The organism is Vibrio sp. D404a (genome assembly GCF_030248535.1).
In the GTDB taxonomy this organism is placed as follows: domain Bacteria; phylum Pseudomonadota; class Gammaproteobacteria; order Enterobacterales; family Vibrionaceae; genus Vibrio.
The window spans coordinates 82,445-105,969 of record NZ_JAHGAJ010000046.1; the positions used below are offsets into that span (position 1 = coordinate 82,445).

Here is a 23,525-nt window from a genome sequence, read left to right on the forward strand (position 1 = left end):
ATCAAATCTCCCCTTTCTGATGTGGCACTTTGTAAAGCTTAGGTTGAGTACCTAAATGCACTTTATCTCGGTAGACCACTTCGGACTGAAGCACTTGGTTGATCTTGCTATTTGGATCATTGAGATCCCCAAATATCAGCGCTGTTGTCGGACAAGATTCCACGCAAGCCGGCAGTTTCCCTTGTGCTAAATTGGTATCTCGGCAGAAATTACACTTATCCGCAGAGCCATCTTCTGGATTGAAAAAGCGTACTTGATAAGGACAAGCCAGCAGACAGTAGCCACAGCCAACGCACTTCTCTTTATGTACATCAACAATGCCCGTCTTTTCATCTTTATAAGCCGCACCCGTTGGGCAAACCATGACACATGGTGCGTTGTCGCAATGTTGGCAGGAGTTTCGAGTAAAGCGGTAGTCAACGTCAGGAAACTCACCTTGTGGCTCACTACGCACGATCTCTAAGCGCGAGACACCTTCAGGGACTTTATTCACCTCACGACACGCTTCAGTACAGGCGGTACAACCGATACAGGCTGTTTCATCGTGGATCATTCCGTAGCGTTTATTGCCGTCGTTTTGCACATTCGCGAGGGTTTTTCTGCTGGTTACGACTGACGTACCCGCTATCCCGGTCGTGACAATCACAGCACCCGCACCAGCTAAAAAGTTTCTTCTAGAGCAACTCATCGATCACTCCTCCTCTTTCTTCTGGTTAAAGTCTGAGTGGCAGTCGACGCACAGTTTGATGGTCTGTTTCTTATCTAGACTCAAAACCTTAGACTTATTGGCGTGAACATCGTGACAATTAGAACAAGTCAGATTTTTAGCGTGAACATCGTGTGTCCAGCTATCTTCTTGTAAATATTCTGGTTTATGACAATCGATGCATCCACTATTTGCCTTAAGGATCATTTGAGGATCCAAAAATACTTTATTTGTCCCTTTTTGTGATTGTGCGGATCGATATTTGATCACCTCTGGTGCACCTTCTCGGTGATCTGGACTTATATTACTGTGACAATCTGTACAGTTAATTTCTCGTCCAACAATATTATGTGCGTCGGTACCATGCGAACCAAATAATGTCTCTTTGGCATTTTTATGGCATTGGACACATTTATAATCTTTATCTCGAATTAATTCGACTTCATGCCTAGTAGATTCCGTTGATGTTATTTCAGAAGAATCGGCAACAGCATGGATAGAATAACCATAGAGGCAGAATGCTAGAAGGGATTTAAGCATTATGACTATGGCCAATTTTATATTGCCCATTTTATCCTTTCCTTATATCGGACTTATTTAGCTCTCAACTAAATAAATAACCGATTAAACAAAAGTATCCATAAACAGTCGTATTACTGTCTAAATGATATCAATTCTTATTTTGGAAAAGCCACAACGCTTTCTATAAATAAGGATATACCTCTAATGGGTTAAGTAAAATTCTCACTGGTGATTATGTGAGCAAAATCACCACATTTTAAAAATGGTTAATGACGTAACTCATTGTTACTTAATGATAATTATTCTTAAAAACTGAAAGCTCCCACACCACCACCTACCCCTTTTGAGGTATACTTTTGTTAGCGTGATTTATATCACTAGTGATAATTGATCTAAAACAATAATGGCTCAACACGTAACAAAATGTGTTTAGTTATGAATTAATATAAATAGGAATTCTCCAATTCTTAATTTGAAATAGCAAACTCACAACGCTTGGTATAAAAATCAGTATATTGGAGATATCACTGTGAAAAAGCATTGGATACGTAATTCCGTCACAGCATTATTGATGGTTAGCGCTTCGTTTGTAAGTGTTACCAGCTTTGCTGCGTCTGAACAAAAAGCAATTGGCGACCCTCGTAATGATCAATTCGAGCAAAACCACCCCGACCAATATCATTCATGGAAACAGACCTCTGAGAGTGAACACATAGAAGATGCGCTGCATGAAGACCCTAATATGGTGATCATGTGGGCAGGTTATGGCTTTGCTAAAGACTACAACAAGGCCAGAGGACACTTCTACGCTCTCGATGATGTGAGACAAACCCTACGTACTGGCGCGCCAATGGATGGAGGATCAGGTCCTATGCCAATGGCGTGTTGGAGCTGTAAAAGTCCAGATGTGGCTCGTGTGATCGAAGAGCGCGGTGAAGATGGCTACTTCGAAGGCAAATGGGCGCGCCTTGGTGAAGAGATCGTCAACCCAATTGGTTGCTCGGACTGTCATGATACGCAAAGCGACGGCTTTAAAAACGGCGAGCCTGCACTTAAAGTGACTCGACCTTATGTTGAGCGCGCGTTTGACGCCATCGGTAAAAAGTTTGATGAGCAGAGTCGTTTGGATCAACAAGCCTCGGTTTGTGCTCAATGTCATGTCGAATACTACTTCACCGGCCCGACCAAAGCCGTTAAGTTCCCATGGGATCAAGGCACAACTGTGGGTGACATGGAGCGTTACTACGACGCACTTAACTTCAAAGACTGGACGCATAAAGTTTCTAAGGCACCAATGTTGAAAGCACAGCACCCTGGCTATGAAACATGGCGTGAAGGTATCCATGGAAAGAACAAAGTGGTTTGTGTTGACTGCCACATGCCTAAAGTGACTAAGGAAGATGGTACGGTATATACCGACCATAAAGTCGGAAACCCATTCGACCGCTTTGAAGACACGTGTGCAAACTGCCATACACAAAGCAAAGAGACCATGCAAAACATCGTTTCTAGCCGTAAAGTTCAAGTGCTTAACATGAAGCTAACCGCAGAGAAGCAAATTGTGGCAGCGCACTTTGAAGCTGGCGCAGCTTGGGATGCGGGTGCGACTGAAGATGAAATGCAGCCTATCCTACAGGACATTCGTCATGCGCAATGGCGTTGGGATTACGCTATCGCCTCTCATGGTGTACATATGCACGCACCTGAGGTTGCACTTGAAGTGCTAGGCACAGCGGTTGATAAAGCCGCAGATGCACGTACTAAGTTGGTTCGCCTGCTGGCGAAAAAAGGAATCACTGATCCTATCGAGATCCCAGATATCTCAACCAAAGCGGCTGCACAGAAAGCGCTAGGAATGGATATGGAGAAAATGAACGCCGACAAGAAACACTTCTTAGAAACTGTCGTTCCAAAATGGGATGAAGCCGCAGAGAAACGTGAAGCGAATTACGACTATTAGCCGATAACTACCAAAGGCGGTGATTTCAGTTCAAATCGAGAGTTTCCATACTCTCTATGATCAAAAGCTGCTTTTTAACGCTCTGAAATAGACGTCGTCAATAAATCAAGCCACACTCTATGTGTGGCTTTCTTTTATCTTATTCAACCACTTGAGAGCCAATGGAGAACCGATGAAAACAAAATTAGTCATCACCGCATTGTGTGTAGGTTTAACCTGTGGCATCGCTCAAGCCTCTGAGCGTGCAGAAACGGGATGGGAATGGATTGAACAAGGCGCTTTGATCGTTGATGTAAGAACGCCTCAAGAATTCGCAGATGGTCATTTAGACAATGCGATTAACTATCCTCTCTCTGAGATAGAGCAGCATTTCGCGAAACTCGACAAGAACACTCAAATCGTTCTTTACTGTCGTAGTGGAAATCGCTCAGGTCAAGCCTATCAATGGCTAGAGAAGCAAGGCTTCACCAATTTACACAACGCTGGTGGATTGGTAGAGATGCAGCAAAGTAAATAAGCTCTGAACTTTATTCGTCTTAATAGGAAAACAGAGCTTTAAGCAAGATCGCAGGTTGATCCTAGCAAGCTAATCAGTATAAGGCATTTTATTACAGCATCTGCTTAGCTTGATTGATCGAGTGGATGATTGAAACCCTATCAAGCCCTTGCTGGTTAGAGTCTAACAGCTGAGTCCAAACCTCGATCGCTTGCTCATATCGCATGCTAATGAAGTGATCGCTCGCAATGAGCATCAAGGCTGTACGATCGTTAGGATCAAGCCCCAACGATCGTTTCAGAAGTGTGTTAACCTCTTCCCCCATCGACTGATTATTCGCGTAGTATAACGCCGTTGCTTTTGCAGCAAACAGGCGTGCTACCGGGGTGTTCTCTAGTCGGATAGCGTAGTCATAGCTTGTAACAGCTGCCGCAAACTCCCCTTGCTCAAGATAGACACTGCCAAGCTTAAACCACAACTCTGCTTGGTTTGGATCTTGTTCTAGCTTGCTCTGTAGTTCACTTTGATAATTGGCGAAGGTAACGGGTTGTGATTCAGAAGGCGCAGGCTGTGGCAGATCTTGCTTCATCAGATACCATAAAACACCAGTCCCAAGAACAGCGAACACTGCCAAGCTTAGATTAAGGCGACGTGTCTTTGTGCTGCGACTACTCATAAAGATCATCGAAACGACAAAGAGACTTGTGATTAGGATCGAGATCAACAACCAGTTTTCCATGCATATCTCCTAGAGTGAAACCTTACTTTACCCCTTTCTTCAAAAATATACTTTGATCGAGTTTACGAACCTACCTGACTTTGGTACTGAATTTAGAATATAAAAAAACCGAGCGCTAAGGCTCGGTTTTTATTCATAAAATCATATTTAACGATAGATTTTATTCTGCGTCTGTCTCGTCAGAAGAAGTATCAGCAGCTGGCTGTTCAGTGCTTGCTTCTGGCGCTTCGCCTTCTGCAACTTCACCGTCAACGATTTCAGCTTCTTCAACTTCGTCGATGCGCTGTAGACCAACAACATTCTCGTCTTCAGCAGTACGGATTAGCGTCACACCCTGCGTATTTCGGCCAACTTGGCTTACTTCCGCTACGCGAGTACGTACTAGTGTACCTGCATCGGTGATCATCATCATCTCATCGCCTTCTTCAACTTGAACAGCGCCAACAACTGGGCCATTACGTTCAGAGACTTTGATAGATACTACACCTTGCGTTGCACGACCCTTAGTTGGGTACTCTGCAAGCTCAGTACGCTTACCGTAACCGTTTTGAGTCACTGTTAGAATGTCGCCTTCATTAGAAGGAACAATCAGAGATACAACTTGGTCATCTTCTGGAAGCTTCATACCGCGAACACCAGAAGCAGTACGACCCATTGGGCGAACCTTATCTTCGTTGAAGCGAACAACTTTGCCCGACTTCGAGAACAGCATGATGTCGCTATCGCCGTTTGTGATGTCTACGCCAATCAATGAATCGTCGTCACGTAGGTTAACCGCGATTAGGCCGTTAGCACGTACGTTTGCGAACTGATCCAGAGATGTCTTCTTAACAGTACCGTCGCCAGTCGCCATGAAGATGAACTTATCTTCAGAGAACTCAGAAACAGGTAGAATCGCTGTAATTCGCTCACCTTCTTCTAGAGGAAGAATGTTCACGATTGGCTTACCACGAGCAGTACGACTTGCTAATGGTAGTTGGTAAACTTTCAGACGGTACGTCTTACCACGAGTAGAGAAACATAGGATGTTATCGTGAGTATTAGCAACAAGCAGACGCTCAATGTAATCCTCATCTTTCATCTTGGTTGCGCTCTTACCTTTACCACCACGACGCTGTGCTTCGTAGTCGCTTAGGATTTGGTACTTAACGTAACCTTCGTGTGACAGCGTCACCACTACGTCTTCTTGAGCAATCAGCTCTTCCATGTCGATATCGTGGCTAGCTGCGGTGATCTCAGTGCGACGTGCGTCACCGTAGATATCGCGAACTGCTTCTAATTCTTCACGGATCACTTCCATTAGGCGCTCAGTGCTTGCAAGGATGTGCATTAGCTCAGCGATCTCATCAAGAAGTGCTTTGTATTCGTCTAGAATCTTCTCGTGCTCTAGACCGGTTAGACGGTGTAGACGAAGTTCTAGGATTGCTTGCGCTTGAGTTTCCGTTAGGAAGTACTGACCGTCACGGATGCCGTATTGGTCTTCTAACCAATCTGGACGAGCCGCATCAGTGCCTGCGCGCTCAAGCATTGAAGCAACATTACCTAAGTCCCAACCACGTGAAACTAGGCCAACTTTTGCTTCTGCTGGCGTTGGAGCGTTCTTGATAAGTTCAATAACTTCATCAATGTTCGCTAGAGCCAGAGATAACGCTTCTAAGATGTGTGCACGATCACGTGCTTTTCTTAGTTCGTAGATAGTACGACGAGTCACAACCTCACGGCGGTGGTCTACGAAGCACTTAAGCATGTCTTTCAGGTTGAACAACTGTGGCTGGCCGTTGTTTAGGGCAACCATGTTGATACCGAAAGTCGTTTGCAGTTGAGTTTGTGCGTAAAGGTTGTTTAGAACCACTTCGCCGACTGCATCACGCTTACATTCAATAACAATACGCATACCGTCTTTATCAGACTCGTCACGCAGTGCACTGATGCCTTCTACTTTCTTATCTTTAACCAGTTCAGCAATCTTCTCGATCAGACGTGCTTTGTTTACTTGGTAAGGGATCTCAGTAACGATAATGGTCTCTTTGCCATTCTTCTCTACTTCGATATCCGCTTTTGAACGCATGTAAATCTTGCCGCGACCTGTCTTATAAGCATCGACAATGCCTTTACGACCGCTGATCAGCGCTGCTGTTGGGAAATCAGGACCAGGAATGTAGTCCATTAGCTCATCAATCGTGATCTCTTCATTATTGATGTAAGCCAAACAGCCATCAACAACTTCACCTAGGTTATGAGGTGGGATGTTGGTCGCCATACCTACCGCGATACCAGAAGCACCGTTTACCAATAGGTTAGGAATTTTCGTTGGTAGAACCGCTGGGATCTGTTCTGTACCGTCGTAGTTTGGTACGTAGTCCACCGTTTCTTTATCAAGGTCAGCCAAAAGCTCGTGGGCAATTTTCGCCATACGAACTTCGGTATAACGCATTGCAGCCGCGGAGTCGCCATCGATAGAACCAAAGTTACCTTGGCCATCAACTAGCATGTAACGCAGTGAGAACGGCTGAGCCATACGAACAATAGTGTCGTATACAGCGCTATCACCGTGCGGGTGATATTTACCGATTACATCACCTACTACACGAGCAGATTTTTTATATGGTTTGTTCCAATCATTACCTAGTACATTCATCGCGAATAGAACGCGGCGGTGTACTGGCTTTAGGCCATCACGCACATCAGGAAGGGCACGACCAACGATGACGGACATCGCGTAGTCTAGGTATGAACCTCTAAGCTCATCTTCAATATTTACGGGCGTGATCTCTTTCGCTAGATCGCTCATAGAGCCATTTTCCCTCTATAGTCAGATCGTATTTTTGAATACGTATAAGACCGAAAAATATAACACAAATTTACCTTGTGAGGCATCACTTTCCCTATCCTTTTATCATCTTGTGAGCCTTGTAGCCAATCAATTGATGAGAAATTGCACGTCATCATCATATCTTGCTGAAAGATGGTTATTTTACATCCAACAAATTCGCAAAATTGTAGATCTTCTGGTCAGAGACAAAAGCCAAGTTATAATGCTCACAACTTCATGGATGCATTATTTAACTTGGAAATGCCGATTATGACCAAATCACAGAACGTCGACCCAGCAGAAATCAAAAAATTCGAAGACATGGCGTCACGCTGGTGGGATTTAGAGGGCGAGTTTAAACCTCTCCACCAAATTAACCCTTTACGTCTTAACTACGTGCTAGAGAAAACTGAAGGCCTGTTTGGCAAGAAGGTTCTTGATGTCGGTTGTGGTGGCGGCATTCTTGCTGAAAGCATGGCAAAAGAAGGTGCTGTGGTGACAGGTTTGGATATGGGTAAAGAGCCGCTAGAAGTCGCTCGCTTGCACGCCTTAGAGACAGGCACTAAGCTTGAGTACATTCAGAGCACGATTGAAGATCACGCTGAACAAAACCCACAAACTTACGATGTCGTGACGTGTATGGAGATGCTAGAGCACGTACCAGACCCACAATCTGTGATTACGGCTTGCTCAAAGTTAGTAAAACCTAACGGGCATGTGTTCTTCTCAACGCTAAACCGTAATTTTAAGTCGTACTTGTTCGCGATTGTTGGTGCTGAGAAGCTATTGAAAATCGTTCCAGAGGGCACACACGAGCACGAAAAGTTCATTCGCCCTGCCGAACTCATCAAAATGATCGACAACACACCTCTGCAAGAATTAGGCATTACAGGCTTACATTACAACCCGTTAACGGACACTTACCGTTTAGGAAGTAACGTAGATGTTAACTACATTGTTCACACGAAGAATTTCGCCTAAAACGCGTCGATAACCCCACAAAAAATAATTTAATTTAGACTAATGAAAAAGGTTGCAATTACCATAACTTTGCGACTTTTTTCAGTCTAAATTTCGTGCTCACGATTCCATTTTGACCATTCAGATTCAATTTTGACCTTTGAAAATCCGCCTCCTGTTTTGACCAAAGATCAAGGAATTTTTTTTTATGAGCGCACAAAATTAAACCATAAGCAAAAGGCTAATTTTCTACAATCAAGTGATAGCTAACCTCATCAGTTAGTGGTCACTTACAGTTTTTTTTCATTTACATAGTTATCCACAAGAACTCCCATTTCTTTACCTTGAAAAATCTCCTGCCTCGCACTATCTTGTAACCCAACAAACAAATGACCCCTATATGTTGTGTTTGAACTACAATATATGGGTAGACCAAGATCACAAAGCCGACATGTAATTTACAAAAATTACACAGAAATAGACAAAAACACGGCTTTAATCAGTTTTGTTAGGGAAATTAAGCAGAATGAACCAACAACTTACTGTTACTAAGCGTAACGGTCGCAAAGAAACGATTGATCTAGAAAAGATCCACCGAGTGATCACATGGGCAGCCGAAGGTTTGCACAATGTTTCAGTATCACAAGTAGAATTGAAAGCTCACATTCAGTTTTACGATGGCATCACCACAACTGACATCCATGAGACTATCATCAAGTCAGCTGCGGATCTGATCTCAGAAGAGACGCCGGATTACCAATATCTTGCTGCGCGTCTAGCCGTATTCCACCTACGTAAAAAAGCGTACGGTCAATACGAGCCACCAGCACTTTATAACCACGTTGCAAAACTGGTTGATATGGGTAAGTACGACAGTCATCTACTGGAAGACTACTCTCAAGCGGAATTCGCTGAGCTGGATCAGTACATCGATCACAAACGTGACCTTGATTTCTCATACGCAGCGGTTAAGCAGCTTGAAGGTAAATACTTCGTGCAGAACCGTGTAACGAAAGAGATCTACGAAAGTGCACAGTTCCTATACATCTTGGTTGCTGCTTGTCTATTCGCTAAGTATCCAAAAGACACGCGTCTTGATTACATCAAGCGCTTCTACGATGCTGCGTCGACATTTAAGATTTCTCTGCCTACACCGATCATGTCTGGTGTACGTACGCCTACACGTCAATTCAGCTCTTGTGTACTGATTGAGTGTGGTGACAGCCTAGATTCTATCAACGCAACGGCGAGCTCAATCGTACGTTACGTATCTCAACGTGCTGGTATCGGTATCAACGCTGGTCGTATCCGTGCGCTTGGTTCTGAGATTCGTGGTGGTGAAGCATTCCACACGGGTTGTATCCCATTCTACAAATACTTTCAAACAGCAGTGAAATGTTGTTCTCAAGGTGGTGTGCGTGGTGGTGCAGCAACCGTATTCTACCCACTATGGCACGGTGAAGTTCAGTCTCTACTTGTACTGAAAAACAACCGTGGTGTTGAAGAGAACCGTGTTCGTCACATGGATTACGGCGTACAGCTGAACAAGCTTATGTACTCTCGCCTAGTTCAAGGCGGCAACATCAGCCTATTTTCACCATCTGACGTACCTGGCCTATACGACGCGTTCTTCGAAAACCAAGAGCGTTTTGAAGAGCTGTACGTTAAGTACGAGAACGATCCGTCAATCAAGCGTGAAACAGTAAAAGCTGTTGAGCTGTTCTCTCTACTAATGCAAGAGCGTGCGTCTACTGGCCGTATCTACATTCAGAACGTAGACCACTGTAACACTCACAGCCCGTTTGACTCAGAAGTTGCACCTGTTCGCCAATCGAACCTATGTCTTGAAATCGCACTTCCAACGAAGCCGCTAGCAAACGTAGAAGATGACGAAGGTGAAATCGCGCTATGTACGCTGTCTGCATTCAACCTAGGTGCAATCAACGACCTAGATGACCTAGCAGAGCTTTCTGACCTGGTTGTTCGTGCTCTAGATGCACTTCTTGATTACCAAGACTACCCGCTTCCAGCTGCATACAAGTCAACAATGAACCGTCGTACTCTAGGTGTGGGTGTAATTAACTTCGCATACTACCTAGCTAAGAACGGCGTTAAGTACTCAGACGGCAGCGCGAACGGTCTAACTCACCGTACATTCGAAGCGATTCAATACCACCTATTGAAAGCATCTGTAGAGCTTGCGAAAGAACAAGGTAAGTGTCCTTCGTTCCATGAGACAAACTACGCGAAAGGCCTACTGCCTATCGACACATACAAGAAAGACATTGATCTAGTATGTGAAGAACCTCTGCACTACGACTGGGATGCACTACGTGCTGAAATCGTTGAGCACGGTCTGCGTAACTCAACACTAACGGCGCTAATGCCATCTGAGACATCTTCTCAGATCTCAAACGCGACTAACGGTATTGAGCCACCACGTGGTTTTGTTTCTGTAAAAGCATCGAAAGACGGTATTTTGAAGCAGGTTGTGCCTGACTTCCTAAACCTAAAAGATAACTACGAACTGCTTTGGAACATCGGTTCTAATGACGGTTACCTACACCTAGTAGGTATCATGCAGAAGTTTGTAGACCAAGCGATTTCAGCAAACACTAACTATGATCCAAACGTGTACGAAAGCGGTAAAGTACCAATGAAGAAACTTCTTCAAGACCTACTGACTGCGTACAAGTACGGTGTGAAGACGCTTTACTACCATAACACTCGTGATGGTGCGAAAGATGAACAAGGCGCTGTGGCACAAGAAGACGATTGTGCAGGCGGCGGTTGTAAGATCTAAGCATAAGTAACAAACATAAGAACCCAGAGAAGCCTTCTTCTCTGGGTCTAAAGCATTAACGAGGCCTGTTATATAGGTCTGGAAAGGATTTGAGGCATTCATGGCTTACAGTACTTTTACTCAAACAAAAAATGACCAACTAAAAGAACCTATGTTCCTTGGTCAATCTGTAAACGTAGCGCGTTACGACCAACAGAAATTTGAAATCTTCGAAAAGCTTATCGAAAAGCAGCTGTCTTTCTTCTGGCGTCCAGAAGAAGTTGACGTATCTAGCGACCGTATCGACTACAACAAGCTACCAGAGCACGAGAAGCACATCTTCATCTCAAACCTGAAGTACCAAACGCTTCTTGATTCAATTCAAGGCCGTAGCCCGAACGTTGCTCTACTTCCACTAGTATCACTACCAGAAGTAGAAACTTGGATTGAGACTTGGTCTTTCTCTGAGACAATTCACTCTCGCTCTTACACGCACATCATCCGTAACATTGTGAATGATCCAGGCGTTGTATTTGACGACATCGTAGAGAACGAGCACATCTTGGCGCGTGCTAAAGACATCGCGCACTACTACGATGAGCTAATCAAGCTAACGTCTGACTACCACCGCTACGGTGAAGGTACGCACAACATCAACGGCGAAGAGGTTAAAATCTCTCTGTATGAGCTGAAGAAGAAACTGTACCTATGTCTGATGTCGGTTAACGCACTTGAAGCTATCCGTTTCTACGTAAGCTTTGCGTGTTCATTTGCGTTTGCAGAACGTGAGCTAATGGAAGGTAATGCGAAAATCATCAAGCTAATCGCTCGTGATGAAGCGCTTCACCTAACAGGTACTCAGCACATGATTAACCTGCTACGTAACGGTCAAGATGACTTCTCATTCATGCAGATCGCTGAAGAGTGTAAGCAAGAGTGTTTCGACCTGTTTAAAGATGCAGCAGAGCAAGAGAAAGAGTGGGCAGAATACCTATTCAAAGATGGCTCAATGATAGGTCTAAACAAAGACATCCTTTGCCAATACGTTGAGTACATTACGAACATTCGTATGCAGGCGGTTGGTCTAGGTACAGCTTACCCAGAAGCAACGTCTAACCCTATCCCGTGGATCAACGCTTGGTTATCTTCTGATAACGTTCAAGTAGCACCACAGGAAGCAGAAATTTCATCTTACCTAGTTGGTCAAATCGACAACGAAGTAAGTGCAGATGACTTCGAAGGTTTCGAACTGTAATGCCAACACTGAAGATCAACAAACTCATCACGATTGAATCTAACCCATCTAACACTCTGTTAGAGACCATGGAGCAGGCAGGACTTGAGCCTGAGTACAACTGCCGAGATGGTCACTGTGGCGCTTGTCGCTGCACGTTGGACTCAGGTGAAGTCGAGTACGTTGGTTTTGCTATGGCTTACACACAAAGCAACGAGATTTTGCCTTGTATTTGTAAAGCCAAAACAGAGTTGTCATTGAGCAACGTGATTCACCGTAATAAGCAGAAGCGAGCTTAGTTCGTTCGATCTGTTTCGAATCATGTAAATACCACGGCAATTCGAAAGCTTAAAAAGTACAGACTAAAAAAGGGTTCGCCTCCTCTTGGAATGCGAACCCTTTTTCTATCTGCAGCTATCACTGACTAAACATTATTCAACGACTTGTCACCGAGGCTTCTTGCGTATATCTACAAAGCAAGCAAAGGCCTTTGTTAACGAACGAGGCTCAACGTAACCGACCCAATGTAGCAAGCACTTCTGCACTCTCCACATCCATTGCACTTATCTTGAACAACACTTGGCAATTCACCAGATTCAATCTTTATTGCGCCAGCTGAACACGCAGTTTCGCAGGCATGACAATTCATTTGCATGTAGTTATTGCAGCTATCAGCAAAGTTAGGTTTTAAATCAATGTAAGGCGTTACCGTTTGGTGAAGCGCACCGGTTGGACACACCTCACAGCACTTATTACACATTGAACAGCTGTTGTAGTCCAAATTGAGCTCTGCACTGCCCTCTTGTATCTCAATAACACTATTTGGGCATGCTTGCTCACACAAACCACAACCGTCACAAAGGCGCTCGAACAACACCTCGTCGACAGCTCGTGGTGGCCTGGCTTGTAAGCGCTGTGATTTCTCTTCATAGCTTACCGCAGCTTTCACTGGTTTAGAGAGTCGAGTTAAGAAACCACGTCTATTTGAATTTATTTGCTCAGACATTAATCAATATATAACTTTTTAGTAGCAACGTTTAAATTATATTCAGATGTTAGGTAATTAACCCAATTAATAACATCGATTGATAACTTCTTATAGAATGATAACTCTGATGCTGAATTTAATTTGTACAAATAAGTAGAAGACCAAGTTAATAAATGACACTCAAGCAATTCACGAGCTGAATTTACATTATTATTTTCTAACAAATATGAGTGAGCGAATAACATTAAACCAAATTGATCTTCTGGCTCCCTTAAACCGGTATCCAATTCAATTTGATTTAATTCTAAAAACTGTCGATACGCTACCGTTGACTCGCCAAACACAACGCGGTCTTTATCTAGGTAAACCGAGCCCCACGGCGGAGCTGGCATGTCTCCAACCCCCTCAAACAGACGGCTAAACTCTGCTGCTAGGGCATCTTCCTGTTCGTTTTGAAGTGCCAGTAAGCAACCTTCTGATAGGACTTGGCTTTCTACTAATGCCTGAACAATATCTAATAACTGTTCTTTATTTGTTGCTTGATAAAATAATGAACCTAGCAATTTATGCGTATCAATAATCATTCTTATTTATGCCGTAATTGGTTTAACGACAATGATATAAATATGACGATTAGAATCTTTGATCTATTTTATACATTCGATTCATAATATTTAAATTTAGCCCTTATTTGATGCCAATCAATCAATATTTAGAAATAAAAACACAAAAGACAAAGTACCTATAAAGTACTAGCCATCAAAAACAATAGGCATCTTAGAATGACGAATAAGAAAGAATCTGGGGTAATGAATCTTACTCGAAGAGGCTTCATTAAGGCTTCTTCGGCGGTAGGTAGTGCAGCTGCACTCGCAGGCGGTATCGCTTTACCTTTCAAATCCAAACCAGTAGCAGCTGCGGTTGCTGAGAATGTGGATGAGAAAATCGTATGGAGTGCATGTACAGTAAACTGTGGCTCACGCTGCCCGTTACGCATGCATGTACAAAACGGTGAAATCAAATACGTAGAAACAGACAACACAGGTACTGACGAATACGGTCATCACCAAGTACGTGCATGTCTACGTGGTCGCTCTATGCGTCGCCGAGTTTACAACCCAGATCGCCTGAAGTATCCGATGAAACGTGTGGGTAAACGTGGTGAAGGCAAGTTTAAACGTATTAGCTGGGAAGAGGCTTTTGATGAAGTCGCGGGCACCATGCAACGTCTTATCAAAGACTACGGTAACGACACCATCTACCTAAACTACGGTACAGGAACGCTTGGTGGTACAGTCACTAAGTCTTGGCCACCAGCACAGACGCTGATTGCCCGTCTAATGAACCTAAGTGGTGGTTACCTAAACCATTACGGTGACTACTCAACAGCACAAATCGCGAAAGGCTTGAGCTACACCTACGGTGGTTGGGCAAACAACAACTCTTTCTCTGACTTAGAGAACACTAAGCTTAACATCCAATTTGGTAACAACCCTGCCGAGACTCGTATGTCTGGTGGCGGTCTGATCCACCACTACGTAGAAAGCAAGAACAAATCAAACGCTAGAACGATCATCATCGATCCACGTTACACCGATACTGCCGGTGGTCGTGAAGATCAGTGGATCCCAATTCGTCCTTCTACGGATGCTGCATTGGTAGCGGGTCTTGCACACGTGATGATCACTGAAGACCTTGTCGACCAACCGTTCCTAGACAAATACTGTGTCGGTTACGATGAGAAGACCCTTCCGGCATCAGCGCCTAAAAACAGTGACTACAAATCTTACATCCTAGGTTTAGGCGAAGATGGCGTAGAAAAGACACCAGAGTGGGCTTCGAAGATCACAGGCATTCCAGTTGATACAATCGTTAAGCTTGGCCGTGAAATGGGCACAGCGAAACCGTGTGCTATCCACCAAGGTTGGGGTCTACAACGTACTGCGAACGGTGAGCTAGCTTGTCGTGCAATCGCAATGCTGTCGCTACTCACAGGTTCTGTCGGTGTGTCTGGCGGTTCAACAGGTGCACGTGAAAGTGACATCAACATTCCGTTTGTTCGCTTCCCGACGGTGCCAAACCCAGTTGAAACATCAATTTCAATGTTCATGTGGACAGACGCGATTCACCGTCACCACGAGATGACAGACGTCACTGACGGTGTTCGCGGAGCTGAGCGCCTTAAGAACCCAATCAAGATGATCTGGAACTACGCAGGTAACTGCATCATCAACCAACACTCAGACATCAACAAAACGCACGCGATTCTTCAAGATGAAAGCGCATGTGAAATGATTGTCGTCATCGATAACCACATGACCTCTTCGGCGAAATACGCTGACATCATCCTGCCTGACTTAACCACATCAGAGCAAGACGACTGGTGTATGGACGGTAAAGCATCGAACATGCCTTACTTCATCTACGCGCAGAAAGCGATTGAACCTCAGTTCGAAGCGAAATCTATCTACGAGATGTGTACACAGCTTGCTAAGCGCATGGGCGTAGAAAAAGAGTTCACGGAAGGCCGTACTCAGGAGCAATGGATTGAGCACCTTTACGCCGAAACTCGTAAGAACGATCCAACACTGCCAACCTTCGAAGAGATGAAAGAGCTGGGTATCTACAAGCGTAGCTACGACCACCACTACATCGCTTACGAAGATTTCCGTAAAGACCCTGAAGCGAACCCACTGACCACACCAAGTGGCAAGATCGAGATCTACTCAGAGCAACTGGCTGAGATTGCTAAGACTTGGAAACTAAAAGAAGACGAAGTGATTCACCCACTTCCAATTTATGCGGACTCTTTCGAAGGCCATAACGATCCGCTAGCAGAGAAGTACCCACTTCAGCTAACAGGCTTCCACTACAAGGCTCGTACCCACTCAACTTACGGCAACGTTGCAGAGATCAAAGCTGCTGCGCCACAAGAGTTGTGGATCAACCCAATCGATGCAAAAGAGCGCGGTATTGAGAACGGCGACATGGTCAGCATTTTTAACGACCGTGGTGAAGTTCATATTCCAGCGAAAGTGACACCAAGGATTCTTCCTCGAGTTGTCGCGCTAGGCGAAGGTGCATGGTACGCACCCGATGGTCAGAAGATCGACCATGCAGGCTCTATCAACGTGCTGACTACTCAGCGCCCGAGCCCACTTGCTAAGGGTAACCCTCAGCATACAAACCTAGTTCAAATCAAAGCGATAAAGAAAGCATAAGGTAGGTTGGAATGAAACAATACGGCTTTTACATTGATTCAAGTAAATGCACGGGTTGTAAAACCTGTCAGCTTGCTTGTAAAGATTATAACGATCTCGACATCAAAACGAACTACCGCCGCGTCTATGAATACGCGGGTGGTGGCTTCACTCAAGATGGCGATACCTGGGTTCAGAAAGATGTCTTTTCTTACTACCTGTCTATTGCTTGTAACCACTGTACTAACCCTGCATGTGTAAAAGTGTGCCCTTCAGGCGCAATGCATAAACGCGATGAAGACGGTTTGGTTGTGGTTGATGAAAGTGTGTGTATCGGTTGTCAGCACTGTAGCAATGCGTGTCCTTACGGTGCACCACAATACAATGCTAAGAAAGGTCACATGACCAAATGCGATGGCTGCTACCAACGTGTTTCTGAAGGCAAACAACCTATCTGTGTTGAGTCTTGCCCACTTCGTGCATTGGAGTTTGGTGAAATCAATACACTTCGCGAGAAGTACGGATCTGGTGCGGATGTTGCGCCGCTGCCATCTTCAACCGAAACTTTGCCAAACATCGTGATTAAGCTGAACAAAAATGCGAAGCCGACTGGCGATACCAGTGGTCACCTAGCAAACCCTAAGGAGGTGTAAGATGATTTTTCATGAGTGGTCTTTAATCTTCTTTACGGTGCTAGCGCAAACTGCGGTTGGTGGTTACTTACTGATTGGTGCACGTGCACTGGTACTAGGTCATGACGAAGAGAAACTAAACAGCTACAAAGTTCCAATGTTCATTCTGTGGGCATTAATGGGTCTTGGTTTTATGTTCTCGACAACGCACCTAGGCTCTCCACTGCGCGCGTTTAATGCCTTTAACCAACTAGGTTCAGCTTGGTTGTCTAACGAAGTGTTCTTCGGTGCAGCATTCTTCGCCGTTGGCGGCCTGCAATGGCTACTGTCAGTGGTCAAGAAAGGTGGCCTAGCTATCCAAAAAGCACTGATGGTTGGCGCTATGGTGCTGGGTGTTATCTTTATGTACGCGATGATCAACGTATACATGATCAACACAGTACCTACATGGGACAACATCTACACACCATTGAGCTTCATCATGACAATGGTTGTGGGTGGCTTGCTGCTGTCTCAGCTCGTGATTGTGTTCGCAAACGACAGTCGTTTTACGGTTGACCGTAACATTACGATGCTGGCTGTAATTGCGGTCGCGATCAGCTTGCTTGTGACAGTCGGTAAACTGAACCTAATCGGTGACATCCAAACTTCAGTAGCGAAAGCTTCAGAGTTGGTTGATGGTTTAGGCAGCTATGTGATTCTTCAAGTTGCATTGCTAATGGCAACCTTACTGATTTGGATTCTACCTATGCTCAACAAAGCAAAAGTGAATCCAGTAAATCTAGGCCTAGCATTGGTATTGTTCTTAGCGTCAGAGTTAATCGGCCGTGGTTTGTTCTACAGCCTACATATGACAAGCGGTTTGTAATCACAGACTCGTTATTTGGTTATATAGAAGGCTAGATAAACTAAAGGCCCAACACATATTTAGATGTTGGGCCTTTTTATTTCGTTTTTCTCGCTTTTTTAGTACAAACTTGGCGAGTCAACTTGCATCGTTACTTAATGATGGACGCTGGAATAAACAGCTCTTTCAAACGTTTAAGCGAAGTGAACTGACCAAACATAGGTTTATTTTCTAAGTGTCTACGCAACATGTCTGCAGCAACCGTTTTGATTACCGTTCTAGAGTCTTCTCGATTGTATGAGCGGTGAAACTCAAATACTTGCCCCCACTCACCTGCTGGCGTCGATAACGCTACACTGAAGGTCTTATCTTCAAGTTTGCCAGTCACAAGAGCGAGCTCCGTGGCACACTTCTCTCTTGTCGCTCCAGCTAAGGCCAATGTTGCAGCCAAAGGATCGCTTTTATCAATCTCGCTGCCTTTGCTCTCCGCCATTACCCAAGAGTGGCCAAAACAGTTTTCAAGGTTTTCGTCAGACTGTAACCAAGCAGATAGAGCTCCCTTGGTCGAGACTTCTGACACAGATAAGGTTTTGTGTTTTTCACTCAACAGATGACCTAAATGCTCAACCATTGGTTCATCGACACTCACGACATTGCCTTCCAGCAGCTTATGAACCATCTGAAGCAGTTTTACACGAACCTCAAGGCCCGATTTAGGCCCAAATAGCTTCACTTCGATAAAGGGTAAGTAAGAACGGTAACCTAATTCGTACCCTTCAGGTAACTTAAGCTGGTCTAGAATATCTGAGATACCGGATTCAGAGAGACCGAAGGTGTAGAGCCTGCTACATTCAAAAGCACTGATTTCTGGGTAGCTTCGCGATAGATCCGGTAGAATTTGATCTTTCACCATCTTTTTAAACTCACTCGGGACACCGGGAGTGAAGTAGAAGGTCGCGTCATTAATTTTAAGTTTGAAACCACAAGCCGTGCCGACGGGGTTATCGACGATCTGTGAGCTTTCAGGCAGCATAGCTTGTTTCAGGTTACTGTCTGGCATTTTAGCGCCACGCGCTGCAAACATACTCTCCATACGCTGCAGCCAATCAGGAAAAAGAACCAGTTTTTGATCAGCCGCACTTGCTGCAGCAGCGGCACTCATATCGTCCGTCGTTGGCCCTAATCCACCATTAACGATGACCACATCGTAGTTAAAACTCAACATCAAAAGCTCTTCCACCAGCGCACCCATTTGGTCACCGACAGTGGAACGTTTTGCCAATGCAAAGCCATGTTGATAGAACTCAGCGGACATCCAAGCGGCATTCGTGTCTACAATGTCTCCGTGAAGAACTTCTTCACCTGTACTTAACATTGCGATTTTGGTCATATTTTTATCCCTTGCTGTCATATTAAGACGCTGCATTATTTTTAAAGTGGTCTATCTTCAATGTTTAGGCGTTTAAGTCATTTCACAAGTATTAATGATGTGAAATTTAAGATTATCTTTGAGAAAGCACGCAATTATTAGTTCCAAAAATCAGGCAATTAATAGATAATTGTGACTTCGCTCAACTTATCATTTTTCATGGAGACCCTTGTGGCCAAATCCCCGTTATTAGCAAAGGTTACTGCTGCATTTTCAATACTAATGTCAGCTAACTCGGTTGCAAGCCAATACGATTTCGACCAACCATTCAACCTTTCATATTCGGATGATTGTACTCAAGAGTACTGCGTAAACGAAAACTTGTACACTTACAAGCCTAGTACCAATTACGCACTGAGCGAATCAAGTGAAGAGTACGATTTCTCCATCCAACAACCAAAGCACTTCTTGGTAAGCGAAGAGAAAGACTGGGATTACCTAATGGGTCAAACTTATACCATTCTGGGTCTTAGTGTTGCGACTGTTGGTTTGATGACATTCCTTCCTGAATCCATCACCAAATGGGATGACGACCAACGCGACTTGAGTAAGCTTGGTCAAAAGTGGAAAGACAATGTCTCTGAAGGCCCTGTATGGGACCGAGATGAGCACTTCCTAAACTATGTGATGCACCCTTACTTTGGCGGTGTTTACTACACTGCAGCTCGCCACGCGGGTTACAACGAATTTGAATCTTTCGTGTATTCTTGGACCATGTCGACCTTCTTCTGGGAATACGGCGTTGAAGCATTTGCTGAAGTACCGTCTTGGCAAGACTTATTCATCACACCATTCTTCGGTGCGGTTGTCGGTGAAATGATGCTAGAAGCTGAACAAGACATCCTAATGTCTGGTGGTGAAGTGATGGGTTCACAAACCATGGGTGATGTTTCTCTGTTCTTCTTGAACCCTGTTGGCCATATCCACTACTGGGTGAGCGATGCTTGGGGTGGTGATGCAGAAGTGAACCTGAACACTAACCCTTGGTGGAATAACCAAGACGCCGCGAAGTTTGCTTATGACGCAGGCGCGCCGTACGATTCACAATTTGTTGGTATGAACTTCAAAGTCACGTTCTAAACCAATCAATAAATATCATTCTTTCCTAAAAGCGGCTCTCGAGTCGCTTTTTTTGTGCCCCACTCTTCATTAACTTGTTTTGCGCTACAGCTTAGTTTCAAAAATTGACACAGGTCAAATATTGTTCACCACCAGCTTCTACACTGTTAGTAATACAGATTATCTCGTTATTTCAAACGCTTATTAAATGCGTTTAATTGAATCTTTGGGGGCTGATATGAATAGTACATTTATCGTTAACTTTATTGGTAAGGCATCACCTGCAACCATCAAACAACTCGCGGCAGTCACCCATGAAAATGGAGGCAAATGGCTCATCAGTAAAGTTAACTTTATTGAAGACCAAGTCGCTGGTGTGATCAAAATTGAGCTTCCGGCAAACAATGAATCTACGGTAAAAGAAGCCTTCAGCGCCAATATCGACCTAACCGTTCAGTTCGTTGATGCAGACCATTCAACTCAAGTACAAGATACCGTTCATCACTTACGTTTGGATTCCAACGATCGCGCGGGTATCGTCAACGAGGTCACCCATGTATTAGATGGTCAAGGTATTACGATTCTTGATATGGATTGTCATCGAGTGTTTATCGCCGGTGGTGGTGGTGTGAGCTCAAGTCTGTTTACCGCAAAAATTGCCGTAAAACTCCCACTTGAATTACCCATCCAAGATGTCGTTAACGAACTCGAGACCCTAAGCGAAGATACTCGCGTTATGATTGAGAATTAATCCACTTTCTCCTCCGGTGACACATTGCCGGAGGAGTAAGCCATAACCCACCTTCCCTTTAACCCACCCTATAAATCCCTTTCAACTCTTACGTTACTTACAAAATTCATGTATAAATTCTACTTAAATCATAATTTTAGATAGTGAAACAGGACTACTTAGTTGTGTTTTTTGTTACCATACGGTCACTTTCATCAACTTAGTCACTTAGGTTCATAAATGGATAGATACAAACCGAGCTGGCCTCTCAATGCCGTCTCTGTCATTCTTCTAGCTTCACTTTTTACAGGCTGCCAAAGTGGCCATGAAGATAGCGGTGATTCGACAACCCCAACCGACCCGACTGAACCTCAAGTCGTAGAAATAGATATTCCAACTTCAGTAACTTTTTCAGAACCAAGTTCAGGTTCAAACACTGAGTACATTACCGTTACTCTCACAAGTGCCCTAGCCAACGACTTGACCCTATCCCTTAACACGAGCGATCTGACGACCCGTTCAACGGGCACATTCAAGAATTACGAGCCACTGTCGGCGCAAACTTTTGTAATCACTGCAGGCATAACACAGGCATCTTTGCCACTAGATATCACCCATAACAACCTGTACGAAAGTAATAAGATTTTAACGTATACGATTTCAGCCGATTCAAGCGATAGCTATCAAATTGGTAATGCTCAAGCTTCGGTAACAATCTCAGACAGTGATACAGAACCAACCATCAGTTTTCGAGATGCAAGTAAAACCGTGCTGGAAGGAGATAATGCCCAAAGCTACATAGATCTGAGCAATTATTCTTACGAAGACGTAACAGTTACACTGGAACAAACCGGCATTGCTTCAGAAAATGATTTTACGAGTAATCTAAGTACTCTAACCGTGACAATATCTGCTGAAGAATTAAGTCACCTAGTGCAAGTCGACGCTGTACAAGATGGCTTAAGCGAAGGGGGAGAATCTGTTACCTATACAATGATGAACAGTGGGAACACTACAATTGATAGTTCCAACAATACTCTATCGTTCTATATCCCTGGCGATAAGCAAATTAACGATACTGGATTCGCTACTTATTCAAATGGCTCAGATCACACTCTCGCCTCAGCACCTGATGGATTCACAAACCAAGATGCTGATTACGGGCTAGATACAACCGATGGAAATGATCACTCCGATGGGGAACATGGGTTTAAGTTCACTAAGCTTGACTATAGTGGCAATATACTTGCAAACGATGCTGCAGACTGGGCATGTGTTCGTGATGAGCGCACAGGGGTTTATATAGAAGCCAAACAGAACCCTATCGATTTGCCTTCTCAAGCTGATATAGATACTTGGTTAGAGGCTTATGCTGATGACCCAGATAATAACGCTTATCCTTGGACTAGCGAGTCAGGAACATGGCGAAGCTCTGCATATAGGTATACTTGGTATGACTCAAGCTCGACATCAAATGCTAACGCACCAGGTCATAAAAATGATGAGCTATTAGCAGATGGACCTATATCATCGATGTGTGCTTACTCGACAGTATCAAGCGGTAACCGACGCTGTGACGCAGAAGGGTACTTAGCCAACCTAAACAGCTTTTCTGTCTGCGGAATCAATACATGGAGATTGCCATCTCCGGTCGAGGTTCGATCAATTGTTAACTACAGTGTAGGGACCGAAGCCCCTACTACCGAAAACTACTTCCCATATATGAAAGGTGCAAATGTAGGTGACTCAGCTACCACTATTTATACGCATTCTAGCTCTGTAGCTGGTACTGGTAGTGCTTGGTGCATGGATACTCAAACAGGCCAAGTAAAATTATGTAACAAGGGTACATATCAAGGGATCATCGCTGTAAGTGGAGGCGTAGAATAATGAAACTAAAATACATGTTTGTCCTTTCGCTAATAGCTTCGAGTTCTAGCTTTGCTCAAGATTGCGTAGAAAACCAACCCCTATCACAAGAAGCCGGTCAATTTATTGATCGTAAAGATGGAACAATTTTGGACGTTTCAACCAACTTGCTATGGCAAAAGTGTAATGTTGGCGAAACATATAATACAGACAGTAATACTTGCAGCGGCTCTCCGACAAGCGCTATCAATTGGACTTCAGCTTTGACGAATGAGAACGTTGGAGTTGATGGTTTCAGACTACCCAACATCAAAGAACTCGGGTCTATTGTCAATTATCAATGTGCTAAACCAGCCATCGACTTAGCGTTTTTTCCAAGCACTATAAATGTACCGTATTGGACCAGTACACCGGATGCACAAGGCTTGAATAGTGGCTACTCCGGCTTAATCATTGATTTTACTGAAGGGCAAGAGGTTACAGCAAATTCTAGCGGAATTATGCTTTTACGATTGGTGAAAGACTTCAACCAAACCACCAATTAACCCTTATACAAAAAG

General features: G+C 44.2%; 20 protein-coding genes. 13 read left to right on the forward strand and 7 right to left on the reverse strand.

Translation table 11 applies throughout. The annotated features are described in order from the left end of the window. Position 1: 1 nt before the first annotated feature. On the reverse strand, positions 2–688 hold the full coding sequence (nrfC, locus tag KI655_RS22850) for a cytochrome c nitrite reductase Fe-S protein (protein ID WP_285408942.1): 687 nt from the start codon (positions 686–688) through the stop codon (positions 2–4). 3 nt (positions 689–691) lie between these two features. Continuing rightward, positions 692–1,276 (reverse strand): cytochrome c nitrite reductase pentaheme subunit, encoded by a 585-nt coding sequence (gene nrfB / locus KI655_RS22855; protein WP_285408944.1) that lies wholly within the window; start codon positions 1,274–1,276, stop codon positions 692–694. A 481-nt stretch (positions 1,277–1,757) separates the two neighbouring features. Here nrfB and nrfA point away from each other — a divergent pair, with 481 nt between their 5' ends. Both nrfA and KI655_RS22865 read left to right on the forward strand, forming a co-directional pair. Then, on the forward strand, positions 1,758–3,188 hold the full coding sequence (nrfA, locus tag KI655_RS22860; RefSeq protein ID WP_285408945.1) for an ammonia-forming nitrite reductase cytochrome c552 subunit: 1,431 nt from the start codon (positions 1,758–1,760) through the stop codon (positions 3,186–3,188). A gap of 172 nt (positions 3,189–3,360) precedes the next feature. After that, positions 3,361–3,705 (forward strand): rhodanese-like domain-containing protein, encoded by a 345-nt coding sequence (locus tag KI655_RS22865; protein ID WP_285408946.1) that lies wholly within the window; start codon positions 3,361–3,363, stop codon positions 3,703–3,705. Positions 3,706–3,796: 91 nt separating this feature from the next. Here the strand turns inward: KI655_RS22865 and KI655_RS22870 are convergent, their stop codons facing one another. Both KI655_RS22870 and gyrA read right to left on the reverse strand, forming a co-directional pair. Then, on the reverse strand, positions 3,797–4,423 hold the full coding sequence (locus tag KI655_RS22870) for a tetratricopeptide repeat protein (RefSeq protein WP_285408947.1): 627 nt from the start codon (positions 4,421–4,423) through the stop codon (positions 3,797–3,799). Between the two features lie 160 nt (positions 4,424–4,583). Next, positions 4,584–7,214, reverse strand: coding sequence for a DNA topoisomerase (ATP-hydrolyzing) subunit A (gene gyrA / locus KI655_RS22875; RefSeq protein WP_285408948.1), 2,631 nt, complete (start codon positions 7,212–7,214; stop codon positions 4,584–4,586). A 258-nt stretch (positions 7,215–7,472) separates the two neighbouring features. Here gyrA and ubiG point away from each other — a divergent pair, with 258 nt between their 5' ends. The 4 genes from ubiG (at position 7,473) to yfaE (ending at position 12,510) form a co-directional block, all read left to right on the forward strand. Beyond that, complete coding sequence (ubiG, locus tag KI655_RS22880) at positions 7,473–8,216, forward strand: bifunctional 2-polyprenyl-6-hydroxyphenol methylase/3-demethylubiquinol 3-O-methyltransferase UbiG (protein ID WP_032549285.1); 744 nt, start codon at positions 7,473–7,475, stop codon at positions 8,214–8,216. Between the two features lie 505 nt (positions 8,217–8,721). Further along, entirely contained in the window at positions 8,722–10,998 is a 2,277-nt protein-coding gene (gene nrdA / locus KI655_RS22885; protein ID WP_285408949.1) for a class 1a ribonucleoside-diphosphate reductase subunit alpha, read from the forward strand. A 100-nt stretch (positions 10,999–11,098) separates the two neighbouring features. Beyond that, positions 11,099–12,232 carry a class Ia ribonucleoside-diphosphate reductase subunit beta gene (gene nrdB / locus KI655_RS22890; protein WP_285408950.1) on the forward strand — a complete coding sequence of 378 codons (1,134 nt, stop codon included), beginning with the start codon at positions 11,099–11,101 and terminating at the stop codon, positions 12,230–12,232. Further along, the gene (gene yfaE / locus KI655_RS22895; protein WP_150872047.1) at positions 12,232–12,510 is read left to right on the forward strand and encodes a class I ribonucleotide reductase maintenance protein YfaE; all 279 of its coding nucleotides are present in this window, start codon (positions 12,232–12,234) and stop codon (positions 12,508–12,510) included. Before nrdB ends, yfaE begins: the two co-directional genes overlap by 1 nt. A 194-nt stretch (positions 12,511–12,704) precedes the next feature. Here the strand turns inward: yfaE and napF are convergent, their stop codons facing one another. Then, on the reverse strand, positions 12,705–13,217 hold the full coding sequence (gene napF, locus KI655_RS22900) for a ferredoxin-type protein NapF (protein ID WP_285408951.1): 513 nt from the start codon (positions 13,215–13,217) through the stop codon (positions 12,705–12,707). After that, a complete protein-coding gene (locus KI655_RS22905) occupies positions 13,217–13,783 on the reverse strand; it encodes a molecular chaperone TorD family protein (RefSeq protein WP_285408952.1) in 567 nt (188 codons plus the stop codon). The genes napF and KI655_RS22905 overlap by 1 nt, the downstream gene beginning before the upstream one ends. Positions 13,784–13,981: 198 nt before the next feature. Here KI655_RS22905 and KI655_RS22910 point away from each other — a divergent pair, with 198 nt between their 5' ends. The 3 genes from KI655_RS22910 to KI655_RS22920 are packed head-to-tail and all read left to right on the forward strand — an operon-like array spanning position 13,982 to position 17,899. Further along, positions 13,982–16,420 carry a DmsA/YnfE/YnfF family dimethyl sulfoxide reductase gene (locus KI655_RS22910; protein WP_285408954.1) on the forward strand — a complete coding sequence of 813 codons (2,439 nt, stop codon included), beginning with the start codon at positions 13,982–13,984 and terminating at the stop codon, positions 16,418–16,420. Positions 16,421–16,431: 11 nt separating this feature from the next. After that, positions 16,432–17,052, forward strand: a complete 621-nt coding sequence (locus tag KI655_RS22915) for a DMSO/selenate family reductase complex B subunit (protein WP_004733360.1) — start codon at positions 16,432–16,434, stop codon at positions 17,050–17,052. A 1-nt stretch (position 17,053) separates the two neighbouring features. After that, a complete protein-coding gene (locus KI655_RS22920) occupies positions 17,054–17,899 on the forward strand; it encodes a DmsC/YnfH family molybdoenzyme membrane anchor subunit (protein WP_285408972.1) in 846 nt (281 codons plus the stop codon). 130 nt (positions 17,900–18,029) lie between these two features. On the opposite strand, the gene KI655_RS22925 is transcribed toward KI655_RS22920, so the two are convergent. Then, entirely contained in the window at positions 18,030–19,268 is a 1,239-nt protein-coding gene (locus tag KI655_RS22925; RefSeq protein WP_285408974.1) for a CinA family nicotinamide mononucleotide deamidase-related protein, read from the reverse strand. 210 nt (positions 19,269–19,478) lie between these two features. Here KI655_RS22925 and KI655_RS22930 point away from each other — a divergent pair, with 210 nt between their 5' ends. The 4 genes from KI655_RS22930 to KI655_RS22945 all read left to right on the forward strand — a co-directional run bounded on the left by KI655_RS22930 (position 19,479) and on the right by KI655_RS22945 (position 23,510). Continuing rightward, a complete protein-coding gene (locus KI655_RS22930) occupies positions 19,479–20,387 on the forward strand; it encodes a DUF3943 domain-containing protein (RefSeq protein WP_285408976.1) in 909 nt (302 codons plus the stop codon). 217 nt (positions 20,388–20,604) lie between these two features. Beyond that, positions 20,605–21,117 (forward strand): glycine cleavage system protein R, encoded by a 513-nt coding sequence (locus KI655_RS22935; protein WP_285408977.1) that lies wholly within the window; start codon positions 20,605–20,607, stop codon positions 21,115–21,117. A 219-nt stretch (positions 21,118–21,336) separates the two neighbouring features. Continuing rightward, entirely contained in the window at positions 21,337–22,986 is a 1,650-nt protein-coding gene (locus tag KI655_RS22940; RefSeq protein ID WP_285408979.1) for a DUF1566 domain-containing protein, read from the forward strand. After that, positions 22,986–23,510: a DUF1566 domain-containing protein gene (locus KI655_RS22945; RefSeq protein WP_285408981.1), complete on the forward strand. Its 525-nt coding sequence runs from the start codon at positions 22,986–22,988 to the stop codon at positions 23,508–23,510. Before KI655_RS22940 ends, KI655_RS22945 begins: the two co-directional genes overlap by 1 nt. Positions 23,511–23,525 lie beyond the last annotated feature (15 nt).